The organism is Streptomyces sp. NBC_01264, assembly GCF_026340675.1.
Classification (GTDB): Bacteria; Actinomycetota; Actinomycetes; order Streptomycetales; family Streptomycetaceae; genus Streptomyces.
The window spans coordinates 2,665,348-2,677,107 of the sequence record NZ_JAPEOX010000001.1; the positions used below are offsets into that span (position 1 = coordinate 2,665,348).

Sequence of the window (11,760 nt, forward strand, 5' to 3'; positions counted from 1 at the left end):
GGCGCGGGCCGATATCCTCTGTGACCATGCTCGCCGACCGTACGACCGCAGAGACGATGTGGCCGACCGCGTACCCACAGGGGTACGCGGTCGTCGACGTGGAGACCACCGGGCTCGCTCGCGACGACCGGATAATCTCCGCCGCCGTCTACCGGCTTGACGCTCAGGGCAACGTCGAGGACCACTGGTACACGCTGGTCAACCCGCTCCGGGACCCCGGCCCCGTGTGGATCCACGGTCTGACCAGCGACATGCTCCAGGACGCGCCGCTCTTCAAGGACATCGCCGAGGAGTTCGCGGGCCGGCTCGCCGACCGGGTGCTGGTCGCGCACAACGCGATCTTCGACTGGCAGATGATCGCCCGCGAGTACGCGCGGGCCGAGGCCACCGCTCCGGTGCGCCAGCGGCTGTGCACCATCGCCCTGTCGAAGGAACTGAACCTCCCGCTGCCCAACCACAAGCTGGAGTCGCTCGCCGCGCACTTCGGCGTGGTCCAGCAGCGCGCCCACCACGCGCTCGACGATGCCCGGGTCCTCGCGGAGGCGTTCCGTCCGTCCCTGCACGCGGCCGCGCGGGACAACGTACGGCTGCCCCTGCTGGAGTGCCGGCCGCTCACGGAGTGGTCGGACGCGCCCGCCGCCCCGCGCGTCGGGTACCAGGCCTCGTACGGGGCAGGCGGTGGAAATGTCGGGTCGAGCTGGCGGGCCTCGCGCAAGCGGCCGCCGTGCCCGTACCCGAATCCGGGGCGGTGGGCGGACGGCACCCCGCTCAAGCAGGGCATGCGGATCGCGTTCTCCGGTGACACCTCGGTGGACCGGGAGCTGCTGGAGGACCGCGCCGTGGAGGCGGGCCTGCACGTCGCGACGAGCCTGTCCCGGCTCACGAGCCTGCTCGTGACGAACGACCCGGACTCCTCGACCTCCAAGACGGTGAAGGCGAAGTCCTTCGGGACCCCCGTCGTCGACGAGGCGGCCTTCACCCAACTGCTGCGGGACGTGGCTCCGGCGCGGGACTGAGCACGGGAGGGGCCGGGCCGCCGTCCGGGTGCCCGTCGGGCCGGCCGTTGGGCCGCCCGGGTGCACGCTCGGCGACTCACCCCGGTGGATCTTGTTCCGGCGGTCCGGCCTGCGCAGCATGCGGCGCATGGCACGTTGCGAAGTCTGCGGGAACGATTACGGCATGTCCTTCGAAGTCCACGCACAGGGAGCTGTGCACGTCTTCGACTGCTTCTCCTGCGCCATTCACCGCATGGCGCCCATCTGCGAGCACTGCCGGGTCCAGATCATCGGGCAGGGCGTCGAGGTCGAGGGACAGTGGTTCTGCGGAGGGCACTGCGCCCGCGCGGAGGGGAAGGTGGGCATCACCGACCGCGTCTGACTCCCGTCCCGTCCTCCCCGGCGCGCTTCCCCTCGCCCTCCCCCCGTCACCTCCCTCTTCATCTCCGCCACGACCCCGGACGGCCACCCGGCCGCCGGGGTCCTCGCCGCTGGGGGTACCGTCGTGGGCGTGTACCGCTTTGTGCTGACCCGGCAGTGGGTGTGCCTCACCCTCATCGGCCTCGTCCTGATCCCCGCGATGATCAAGCTGGGGTTCTGGCAGTTCCACCGCCATGAGCACCGGGTCGCGCAGAACGAGCTGATCGACGCGAACCTGCGGGCGAAGCCGGTCCCCGTGACCGAGGTCACCTCCCCCGGCCACGTGGTCCCGCGCGCCGACTACTGGCGTGCCGTGACCGCCACCGGTACGTACGACTCCGCGCACGAGGTCGTCGTGCGCATGCGCACCTCCAACGACGACAAGGTCGGCTTCCAGGTCCTGACCCCGCTCGTACTGGCCGACGGCCGGGCGGTCCTCGTCAACCGCGGCTGGATCGCGGGCGGCGACGACCCGCGCGCCTACCCGCCGGTGCCGGCCGCGCCCACCGGCGAGGTCACGGTCACCGGGCGGCTGAAGGCCGACGAGACCAGCGGCGGCAGCGGCATCAAGGACCGCAAGGGCCTGCCGGACCGTCAGGTGATGCTGATCAACAGCAAGCAGCAGGCGCAGTACCTGGGCAAGCCCGTCCTCGGCGGCTACCTGGAACTCACCGCCCCGGTCCCGGCCGACGGCCGTCCCGAGGCCGTCGCCGAGCCCGACCACGACTCGATCGGGCCGCACATGGCGTACGCGATCCAGTGGTGGCTCTTCACCTTCGCGGTGCCGGTGGGCTGGATCGTGCTCGTACGGCGCGAGAAGCGCGACCGCGACGCGGCGGCCGCGGCCGGGACCGGCGCTTCCGAGCGGGAGCCGGTGGCGACCGCGTAGCGTGTCGGGCATGGATCTTGGACTGAAGGACCGTGTCTACATCGTCACCGGCGCCACCAGGGGCCTCGGCTTCGCCTCCGCCCGCGAACTGACCGCCGACGGCGCCAAGGTGATGCTGACCGGCCGGGACGCGGCGCGCGCCGAGGCCGCGGCCAAGGCGCTGGGCCCGAACGCGGTCGGCGTGGCCGCCGACAACTCCGACCCCGGTGCCGCCTCCCGGCTCGTCGCCGCCGCCCGGGAACACTTCGGCCGCCTCGACGGCATCCTCATCAGCGTCGGCGGCCCGGCACCCGGTTCGGCGGCCGACAACACCGACGCGCAGTGGTCGGCGGCCTTCGAGTCGGTCTTCCTGGGCGCGGTCCGCCTCGCACGGGCGGCGGCCGCCGAGCTCTCCGACGGCGGGGTCATCGGCTTCGTCCTGTCGGGCTCCGTGCACGAGCCGATCCCCGGACTCACCATCTCCAACGGGCTGCGCCCCGGCCTGGCCGGCTTCGCGAAGTCCCTCTCCGTGGAACTGGGCCCGCGCGGCATCCGGGTGGTCGGCCTGCTGCCCGCCCACATCGACACCGACCGGGTCCGCGAGCTCGACGCCCTGTCCGGGGACGCGGACCTCGCCCGCACCCGCAACGAGGCGGGCATCCCGCTGCGGCGGTACGGCACCCCGGAGGAGTTCGGCCGCTCGGCGGCGTTCCTGCTGTCCCCGGCGGCTTCCTATCTGACCGGCATCATGCTCCCGGTGGACGGCGGCTCCCGGCACGGCTTCTGAGCCGCCCGCCACCGCCGGCTGAACCGCCGTCATCCTCCGCCGCCGTCAGCCCCGGCTCCGCCTCACGTCACCCGCCGCGCCCGGCGCGGGGTGACGTGCAGGCGGGCCTCCGCCGGGAGGGCCGGGAGCGCCGCCGAGCCGCGGGCCCGGCCCAGCACCGGGCCGGCCAGGGCCGCCAGCACGTCGGCCGGCACCGCGTGCGGCTCCAGTTCCAGGGCGACCCGCAGGGCCGGGGCCCCGCGCCGTCCGCGCAGGGTGACCCGGCACCGTGCCACGCCCTCCACTGCCTCCTGGACATCGGCCTCGACGGCCTCCTCCAGCGCCCGTCCGCGCAGCACGGCGAACGCCCCGTCGCCGGTGTCCACGAGCACCGCCGCGAGCCTGGCCCGCCGCAGTTGGGACAGTAGCCACCACAGCGCCAGCAGGACGCAGACCCCGAGTGCGGCGAGCACCACCCACCAGGGCGCCGGCCAGCCCGGGCCGTGCGGCGCCAGCAGCGGTTCGTGGCGGCCCTCGAACGGCCCGGTCGCGGCCAGCACCGACGCTCCCGCCGCCAGCAGGACCAGTCCGAGCAGCCCGAGCAGGACCCGGTTCACCGTCCCGAGGGTCACCGGCGGTTCACCCGTACCCTCGGCCGCAGCTCGCGGGCCAGGCCCAGCTCGGCGACGCCGACGGACAGCACCGCGTCCAGATCGGCCCGTACGTCGTCCAGTTCGCGGAAGTGGGACACGGCCCGGACACCGATGCGGGACCGGCCCACACTGACCCGCGCCGACCGCACCCCGGACACCTCCATGACCCGGTCCCTCAGCACCTGTGCGGCGGCCTTGCGTTCCAGTCCGCCCCGGACCTCCGGGTGCCCGGAGGCCATGGGGAGGATCCCGCGCAGGCCCGGGGTGAGGGCGTACAGCAGCAGCGCGGCCCCGGCGAGGGCCAGGGCCGCGCCGCCGATCAGCACGCCGGGGTCGGCCGGGGTGTGCCGCTCCAGGGCGCTCGAGAGCTCGTCGCGCCAGCGCATGCCCGGGCGGTGGGCCCGTACCGCCGCCAGCTCGTACAGGAACAGCCCCGCCACCCCGAGGACGGCGCACGCCCCCACCGCGGCCGGGAGCCGCCGGGGCGACCGGAAGCGGGCGCTCACCGGACCCGCCGGTCCCGCCCGGCGGCGGGCCGTCCGCGCGCGGGGCGCAGGTGCTCGATGTCGACGTCCACCTCGGGTACGGCCATCTGCGCGCACTCCTCGACGCGCAGGGCGACCTGGCGGCGTACGGCCGCGCACTGGGCGGCGAGGTCGGAGGGGTAGGCCAGCTCCAGGACCACCCGGACGCGGGCGATGTCGTGGTGCACGGTGACGGTGGCGTGCGGTGGGTCGGCGTCCGGGGCGGGTCGGGTCAGCGCCTCCCGGGCCGCCTGGGCGGCGATCTTCGCGACGACCCGGTCGGCGATCCGGGTGGCTCCCCGCTCGGCGGCGGGCACCCGGGGCGGGGTGGGCCGGGGGGTGCTCATCGGTCCCGGTCCCGGTCCCGGTCCCGGTCCCGGTCGCGGTCCCTGGGACGGAAGAAGTCCCCCGGCTCCAGGTCCCCGTCGAGGAACCGGCCCACGACGAAGCCGATGGCGCCGAGCGCGGACACCAGCAGGAAGGCCCCGAACCCGCCGAAGTACCCGGCGAACCCCAGTGCCATGCCGGCCACGAGGCCGACGACCGACATGCTCATGCGGGCTCCTCTACTGCAGTCGGGACTCCGGCTCCTCGTCGTCCTCGTCCGGCAGCTTCACGTCGCTGACCGCGATGTTGACCTCGACGACCTCGAGGCCGGTCATCCGCTCGACCGCCGAGACGACGTTCTCACGGACGGCCCGGGCCACGTCCCGGATCGACACGCCGTAATCCACGACGATCTCCAGGTCGAGAGCGGTCTGCACCTCGCCGACCTCCGCCTTCACGCCCCGGCTGACGGAGGACTTGGCCCCGCCGGGGACGCGGTCGCGGACGGCGCCGAAGGTACGGGAGAGGCCGCTGCCGCTGCCCATGGCGTGGACGCCGTCCACCTCGCGGGCGGCCAGGCCGGCGATCTTCTCGACGACGCCGTCGGCGATGCTCGTGCGGCCGCGGTCGGCGGGGGGCTTGGCGGTGCCGCCTGTGGCGGCGGATTCGGTCATCTCGTATCCCTTCGCGCGCGTACGGGCTCCCGACCCACGGTAAGTCGGCGCCCCGGGCGGCGCCCGTCCCGACGCGGCCGGGGGCTCCGCTGCGCGGGGCGAAGTCCCCTACCCGCCCTTCCACCGTTCCCCGGGGCTGCGCCCCGGACCCCCTGGGGGTCCGGGGGCTGGCCCCCGTGCCGCGGCGGCGCGGTTAGTCGGACAGGCCGGCCAGGTCCCGCAGGCGGCGGCCCTGGGCGGCACGCTCAGCAGCGCGCTGGTCCTCGTAAGGGCGCGACACCGCACCGCGAAGCAGCGCCTTCGTCTCGATCACCGCGTCCCGCGGCGGAGCCAGCAGCGCGGTGGTGAGGTCCTGGACGGCCGCGTCGAGCTCACCCGCGGGGACGACCAGGTTCGCGAGGCCGATCCGTTCGGCCTCCTCGGCGTGGACGAAGCGTCCCGTCGCGCAGATTTCGAGCGCGCGGGCATAGCCGACCGTCGAGGTCAGCGGCTGCGTGCCGCCGAGGTCGGGCACCAGGCCCAACCCGGTCTCGCGCATGGCGAACTGCACGTCGTCCGCGACGACGCGCAGATCGCACGCGAGGGCAAGCTGGAAACCGGCACCGATCGCGTGCCCCTGTACAGCGGCCACGGAGATGATGTCGTTGCGCCGCCACCAGGTGAACGCCTCCTGGTACTCGGCGATGGTGGAGTCGAGCAGTTCCTCCGAACCGCGCGCCAGGTCGAGAAAGGACGGCTCGCCCTCGAAGCCTTCGGGGGTGAACGCCTGCCGGTCGAGCCCTGCGGAGAAGGACTGCCCTTCGCCGCGCAGCACGACGACCCGGACGGTGCCCGGCAACGACCTTCCAGCCTCCGTCAACGCCCGCCAGAGCGCGGGGGATTGAGCGTTTCGTTTGGCAGGATTGGTCAGTGTCACCGTGGCGACCGTGTCGTCGACGGTGAGCCGTACGCCGTCCTTGTCGAGCAGAGCCATCTGTATGCCTCCGGTGGTTGCGCCGTCGTTCGGCCGCGATCTCGGCCTAAGTGACTGCACAGTAACCACCCAGCCGGCCATGGAGCCGACCGGGGGTCACCGAAGGACGGTGGAACTGGAACCGTGAAGCTGATTACGGAAAACCGTTGGAACCAAGGGGAACCAAATGGTCAGGCCGTAGCCGCCTTCTTGCCGCGCGTCGCGCCACCGCGACCACGCAGCGTGACTCCGGACTCGCTGAGCATCCGATGGACGAATCCGTAGGACCGGCCAGTCGATTCGGCCAGCGCCCGGATACTCGCACCGGAGTCGTACTGCTTCTTCAGGTCTGCCGCGAGCTTGTCGCGCGCGGCGCCGGTTACCCGGCTGCCCTTCTTCAGAGTTTCGGCCACCCGTGCCTCCTCATGGGAAGTGCGCTCTGGACTTCTCATGATCACCCCTCCCCGGCTTCCTGGCCACCCATTCAGCAAGGTCGGTACTACGGCATTTCTTGGACCGTGGACACACGAGCAGAACGGAATCCCCTCCTCCGCTGCATGACCTCCGTCACATTTCCGCCCGGCCGGTATGAATTACCAGGTCAGGGGCCGGAGCGCGAAAACGGAAGGCCCCGGCCGCACCTCCTGGGAGATGCGGCCGGGGCCTTCGTCGCGCACGGATCGGTATGAGACCGTCTCACTCAGATGATGGATCACGCCTGAGCCGAATGATCCATAAGCAACTGGATCACCGAAGCGGAAGCACCTCAGGCGAGCGCCACGAGGTCCCGGTAGTCCGGGCCCCACAGGTCCTCGACGCCGTCCGGGAGCAGGATGATCCGCTCCGGCTCCAGTGCCTCGACGGCGCCCTCGTCGTGGGTGACGAGGATGACGGCGCCCTTGTACGTGCGCAGGGCGCCCAGGATCTCCTCGCGGCTGGCCGGGTCGAGGTTGTTGGTGGGCTCGTCGAGGAGCAGCACGTTGGCCGAGGAGACGACCAGCGTCGCCAGCGCGAGGCGGGTCTTCTCCCCACCGGACAGGACGCCCGCGGGCTTGTCCACGTCGTCGCCGGAGAAGAGGAACGAGCCCAGCGTCTTGCGTACGGAGACCAGGTCCAGGTCGGGCGCCGAGGAGCGCATGTTCTCCAGGACCGAGCGCTCCGGGTCCAGGGTCTCGTGCTCCTGGGCGTAGTAGCCGAGCTTGAGGCCGTGGCCGGGGACGACCGTGCCCGTGTCGGGCTTCTCGGTGCCCGACAGCAGGCGCAGCAGCGTGGTCTTGCCCGCGCCGTTGAGACCGAGGATGACCACGCGGGAGCCCTTGTCGATGGCCAGGTCGACGTCGGTGAAGATCTCCAGCGAGCCGTAGGACTTCGACAGGCCCTCGGCGGTCAGCGGGGTCTTGCCGCAGGGCGCAGGGTCCGGGAAGCGCAGCTTGGCGACCTTGTCGGAGACGCGGACGGCATCGAGGCCCGCCAGCAGGCGGTCGGCGCGCTTGGCCATGTTCTGGGCGGCGACCGTCTTGGTGGCCTTGGCGCGCATCTTGTCGGCCTGCGAGTTCAGCGCCGCGGCCTTCTTCTCGGCGTTCTGGCGCTCGCGCTTGCGGCGCTTCTCGTCGGCCTCGCGCTGCTGCTGGTAGAGCTTCCAACCCATGTTGTAGACGTCGATCTGGGAGCGGTTGGCGTCCAGGTAGAACACCTTGTTGACGACCGTCTCGACCAGGTCCACGTCGTGGGAGATGACGATGAAGCCGCCGCGGTAGGTCTTCAGGTAGTCGCGCAGCCACACGATCGAGTCGGCGTCGAGGTGGTTGGTCGGCTCGTCGAGGAGGAGGGTGTCGGCGTCCGAGAAGAGGATCCGGGCGAGCTCGACGCGGCGGCGCTGACCACCGGAGAGGGTGTGCAGCGGCTGGCCGAGCACCCGGTCGGGCAGGCCGAGCGCGGCGGAGATGGTCGCGGCCTCGGACTCGGCGGCGTACCCGCCCTTGGTGAGGAACTCGGTCTCCTGGCGCTCGTACTGGCGCATCGCCTTCTCGCGGGTGGCGCCGGAGCCCGACGAGATGCGCTCCTCGTTCATCCGCATCTTCTTGAGCAGTACGTCGAGTCCGCGCGCGGACAGGATCCGGTCGCTGGCCAGGACGTCGAGGTCGCCGGTGCGCGGGTCCTGCGGGAGATAGCCGACCTCGCCCGAGCGGGCGATGCTGCCGCCGGCCGGGGTGCCCTCGCCGGCGAGGCACTTGGTGAGGGTGGTCTTACCGGCTCCGTTGCGGCCGACGAGGCCGATGCGGTCGCCCTTGGCGACGCGGAAGGAGGCGTTCTCGATGAGGATGCGGGCGCCGGCGCGCAGCTCGATGCCGGTGGCGGTGATCACGGAAATACTCCAGGGCGGGTCGGGACGGCGGAAGGGGGGCAGGACGCGATGCTTCTACGCCGCTAATCCGCGAGGAGATTTGCCATGGAAGTCATTCTACCGGTGGCCCGCAACTACTTTCGGGCCCGGCCACCCCGCGCGGGACCGGCCCGGCCCCTCGCCCCGCGTCCCCCGTTCGGCCCAGGGAACACGCCTGTGGGCCGAGGGGCGTATGAGCATGAACGGGTTGATACTCGCCGCAGGGGCTGACACACGTACCCCCGGTCAGGAATGGAGGGCGGTGCGGGATGCAGTTCGACGACAACGCCAATCTGGACACGTCCGAGGTCCAGGACGTACGCGGCAGCCGCATCCCGGGAGGGAAGGCCACGATCGGCGGCGGCATCATCGGCCTCATCGCGCTGGTCATGGGCCTGCTGTTCGGGGTGGGCCCGGAGCAGCTGGGCCTGTCCGATGGGAACCAGGAACCGGCGTCGACCGCCTCCTCGGCCGCGCAGGTGCAGCAGACCTGCAAGACCGGCGCGGACGCGAACGCCAAGGAGGACTGCCGGCTGGTGGCGGTGATCAACAGCACCCAGGACTTCTGGAAGCAGGAGTTCGCCAGGCGCGGCGCCCAGTACACCCCGGCTCAGACGGTGTTCTTCACCGGCAAGGTGGGCACCGCCTGCGGGGCGGCCACCTCCGCGGTCGGCCCCTTCTACTGCCCCGGCGACCGGAAGGTCTATCTGGACCTGGGCTTCTTCAACGAGCTCCGCACCAAGTTCGGCGCGAGCGGCGGCCCCTTCGCCCAGGCGTACGTGGTGGCCCACGAGTACGGCCACCACGTCCAGAACCTGACCGGCACCCTGCAGAAGGCCCAGGACGGGCGGCAGGGCGCGAACAGCAACGCGGTACGGGTCGAGCTGCAGGCCGACTGCTACGCCGGGGTCTGGGCCCACAACGCGACGAAGACGCCGGACGAGTCCACGGGCAAGCCGCTGATCACGAGCCTCACCGACCAGGACATCAAGGACGGTCTGGACGCGGCGGCGGCGGTCGGCGACGACCGGATCCAGGAGAAGTTCCAGGGCCGGGTGACTCCGGAGTCCTGGACGCACGGTTCGGCCGAGCAGCGCCAGCAGTGGTTCTACCAGGGCTACCGCACGGGCGACATGGCCCAGTGCAACACCTTCCGCTGACTTCCCGCGGCGCCTGCCATGCTGTGACGTGGCTCACTGTCCACCTTTGGACTGTCCACCCACGGTACGAGAGGGAGTGATCGTCATGGCAGGCGTTCCGTCCATCTGTCCGACCTTGCTGTACACCGACGCCAAGGCCGCCATCCAGCTGCTCACGGAAGCCTTCGGCTTCACCCAGGTCGCGGCGTACGAGGGTGAGGACGGCGCGGTGGCGCACGCCGAGCTGTCCTACGGGAACGGCATGGTGATGCTCGGCAGCAAGGGCACCGGCGGGCTCTTCGACAAGGCGATGGAGAAGGCCGGCCCGGCCGGTGTCTACGTGCTCGTCGACGACGTGGACGCCCACCACCGCCGGGCCGTCGAGCACGGCGTGGAGATCGTGATGGAGCCGACCGACCAGGACTACGGCTCGCGGGACTACATGGCCCGCGACGCCGAGGGCAACGTCTGGAGCTTCGGGACGTACGCGCCGCAGGTCTGAGGGACCGGCGGCGCGTACGGAACTCCCGTACGGGGCGCTACGCGCCGCCGGTGTGCACCTGGAAGGCGGCCCGGCGCACCGCCTTGGCCAGGGCGGGATCGGGATGGGCGGCGGCCAGGGCGACCAGCACCTGCACGGTGCGGGGGTGCCCGACCGCACGGACCTCGTCCAGCAGCCTCGGAACCGTGGTCCGCACCGCCGAGTCCAGGTGACGTGCGAGCAGCTCGGCCTCGCCGTGGTCGGCGATGGCCGCCGCGGTGTCCACCCAGAGCCAGGTCTGCTCCTCGGCGGTGAGCACGTCCTGCGCCTCGTCGGGGTCGACCCCGTCGTGCTCGGCGAGCCAGAGCAGGGCGTACGGGCGCAGCGCGGCCTCCCGGGAGGCCTTGCGCACCTCGGGCTCGGCGGGGGCTCCGACGACGCGCAGGGCTTCGAAGGCGAGCCCGCGCAGGAGGGCGTCCTCGCCCCGGGCCGCGTGGAGCAGCTCGGAGACCGCGTGGCCGACGGGCCGGGCGGCCAGCCAGGCCAGGTATTCGGCGCGGGCCGGGCCGGGGGTGAGCCGCGCGCAGCCGTGGAGCATGGCGGCGGCGGACTGCTCGATGTTCCCGGCCGGGCTCTGCGCGGCGACGCAGATCTGTTCGAGCTTGACCCAGACGGCCCAGCTCCCGAGCGGGGTGAGGGCGGCCCGGGCGGGGCCGAGGGTGACGGCGTCCACGGCGGCGAGCCCGCCGAGCGCCCAGCGCAGCAGCCGGGCGAGCGGGACGGGGGGCGCGGCCTGCACGGGACCGGACGCTGCCGGACCGGAGGGTGCGGGGGCCGCGGACGGGGCCTCGGCCTGGCCCGTGGACTCGTAGGGGACCTCGCACCGCTCGTCGCGCAGTTCCTCGACGCGCTGCCGGAGCAGGTCCAGCAGATCGGGGACGGTCACGGGACCGGCGGAGAGCTGGAGCAGGGAGAGCAGCTGGGGCATGGCCTCGACCACCTCGGCGACGACCGCGGGGGCGATGTCGGCGGGGGCCGGGTGGACCAGTGACCAGGCGTCGAAGAGGGCGACCCAGCCGCGCAGGACGGCGGTGTCGTCGCGGTTCCAGGCGCGCAGGCGCCAGCCCGGGCGGGCGTGTCCGCCGTGCATCTCGATCAGTCCGGCGAGCCGGGCGCGGTCCCAGCCGACCCGGATCTGGCCCGGCGTCAGGTTCAGCTGGGCGGCGGCGCGTTCGACGTCGGCGACGGGCAGGGCGCCCGCGGGGGCGGGCCCGGCACCGTCCGCCACGCCGAGGTGGAGCTCGGCCCAGCGGGCGAGCCGCACCGCGTCGGCGAGGGAGGCGCGGGCCCTGTTCGCGAGGTCGGCCGTGGCGGGCGTGCCCGCCGGAGGCCGCGGAGCGGTCCGGGTGCGCCGGTCGGTCACCGCCTTGCGTGCCGTGGCCACGGACCGCGGGGCGACGAGTCGGAGTCTGGAGTCGCGAGCCAACTGCTCATCAGGCTTTCGGGACGTCACGTGAGCAGTCTCGCCCGTCACTGGCCGAAAGCCCAAACGGAACCAGCCATTGCCACAAGACCCCG

General features: G+C 72.6%; 15 protein-coding genes. 6 read left to right on the forward strand and 9 right to left on the reverse strand.

Features of this window, described 5'->3' with window-relative positions:
- Window positions 1-26 precede the first annotated feature (26 nt).
- The 4 genes from OG435_RS12165 (at window position 27) to OG435_RS12180 (ending at window position 3,070) form a co-directional block, all read left to right on the forward strand.
- On the forward strand, window positions 27-1,016 hold the full coding sequence (locus OG435_RS12165) for a DEDDh family exonuclease (protein WP_266876839.1): 990 nt from the start codon (window positions 27-29) through the stop codon (window positions 1,014-1,016).
- Window positions 1,017-1,143: 127 nt separating this feature from the next.
- A complete protein-coding gene (locus OG435_RS12170; protein WP_112453882.1) occupies window positions 1,144-1,377 on the forward strand; it encodes a hypothetical protein in 234 nt (77 codons plus the stop codon).
- Between the two features lie 129 nt (window positions 1,378-1,506).
- Window positions 1,507-2,304: an SURF1 family cytochrome oxidase biogenesis protein gene (locus tag OG435_RS12175; RefSeq protein WP_266876840.1), complete on the forward strand. Its 798-nt coding sequence runs from the start codon at window positions 1,507-1,509 to the stop codon at window positions 2,302-2,304.
- 10 nt (window positions 2,305-2,314) lie between these two features.
- Window positions 2,315-3,070 (forward strand): SDR family oxidoreductase, encoded by a 756-nt coding sequence (locus tag OG435_RS12180; RefSeq protein WP_266876841.1) that lies wholly within the window; start codon window positions 2,315-2,317, stop codon window positions 3,068-3,070.
- Window positions 3,071-3,132: 62 nt separating this feature from the next.
- Here the strand turns inward: OG435_RS12180 and OG435_RS12185 are convergent, their stop codons facing one another.
- The 8 genes from OG435_RS12185 to OG435_RS12220 all read right to left on the reverse strand — a co-directional run bounded on the left by OG435_RS12185 (window position 3,133) and on the right by OG435_RS12220 (window position 8,544).
- The gene (locus OG435_RS12185; protein WP_266876842.1) at window positions 3,133-3,681 is read right to left on the reverse strand and encodes an alkaline shock response membrane anchor protein AmaP; all 549 of its coding nucleotides are present in this window, start codon (window positions 3,679-3,681) and stop codon (window positions 3,133-3,135) included.
- Window positions 3,678-4,208 carry a DUF6286 domain-containing protein gene (locus tag OG435_RS12190; RefSeq protein ID WP_266876843.1) on the reverse strand — a complete coding sequence of 177 codons (531 nt, stop codon included), beginning with the start codon at window positions 4,206-4,208 and terminating at the stop codon, window positions 3,678-3,680. Before OG435_RS12190 ends, OG435_RS12185 begins: the two co-directional genes overlap by 4 nt.
- The gene (locus tag OG435_RS12195; RefSeq protein WP_266876844.1) at window positions 4,205-4,573 is read right to left on the reverse strand and encodes a hypothetical protein; all 369 of its coding nucleotides are present in this window, start codon (window positions 4,571-4,573) and stop codon (window positions 4,205-4,207) included. Before OG435_RS12195 ends, OG435_RS12190 begins: the two co-directional genes overlap by 4 nt.
- On the reverse strand, window positions 4,570-4,782 hold the full coding sequence (locus OG435_RS12200; RefSeq protein ID WP_266876845.1) for a hypothetical protein: 213 nt from the start codon (window positions 4,780-4,782) through the stop codon (window positions 4,570-4,572). The genes OG435_RS12195 and OG435_RS12200 overlap by 4 nt, the downstream gene beginning before the upstream one ends.
- Before the next feature lie 10 nt (window positions 4,783-4,792).
- Complete coding sequence (locus OG435_RS12205) at window positions 4,793-5,227, reverse strand: Asp23/Gls24 family envelope stress response protein (RefSeq protein WP_266876846.1); 435 nt, start codon at window positions 5,225-5,227, stop codon at window positions 4,793-4,795.
- Window positions 5,228-5,420: 193 nt separating this feature from the next.
- Entirely contained in the window at window positions 5,421-6,200 is a 780-nt protein-coding gene (locus tag OG435_RS12210; RefSeq protein WP_266876847.1) for an enoyl-CoA hydratase/isomerase family protein, read from the reverse strand.
- Window positions 6,201-6,370: 170 nt separating this feature from the next.
- Entirely contained in the window at window positions 6,371-6,592 is a 222-nt protein-coding gene (locus OG435_RS12215) for a helix-turn-helix domain-containing protein (protein ID WP_204357858.1), read from the reverse strand.
- Between the two features lie 353 nt (window positions 6,593-6,945).
- The gene (locus tag OG435_RS12220; RefSeq protein ID WP_266876848.1) at window positions 6,946-8,544 is read right to left on the reverse strand and encodes an ABC-F family ATP-binding cassette domain-containing protein; all 1,599 of its coding nucleotides are present in this window, start codon (window positions 8,542-8,544) and stop codon (window positions 6,946-6,948) included.
- A gap of 287 nt (window positions 8,545-8,831) precedes the next feature.
- Here OG435_RS12220 and ypfJ point away from each other — a divergent pair, with 287 nt between their 5' ends.
- Both ypfJ and OG435_RS12230 read left to right on the forward strand, forming a co-directional pair.
- Window positions 8,832-9,722, forward strand: coding sequence for a KPN_02809 family neutral zinc metallopeptidase (gene ypfJ / locus OG435_RS12225; protein WP_266876849.1), 891 nt, complete (start codon window positions 8,832-8,834; stop codon window positions 9,720-9,722).
- An 85-nt stretch (window positions 9,723-9,807) separates the two neighbouring features.
- Window positions 9,808-10,203, forward strand: a complete 396-nt coding sequence (locus OG435_RS12230) for a VOC family protein (protein WP_266876850.1) — start codon at window positions 9,808-9,810, stop codon at window positions 10,201-10,203.
- Between the two features lie 37 nt (window positions 10,204-10,240).
- Here the strand turns inward: OG435_RS12230 and OG435_RS12235 are convergent, their stop codons facing one another.
- Entirely contained in the window at window positions 10,241-11,695 is a 1,455-nt protein-coding gene (locus OG435_RS12235) for a hypothetical protein (protein ID WP_430625618.1), read from the reverse strand.
- Between the last annotated feature and the right edge of the window lie 65 nt (window positions 11,696-11,760).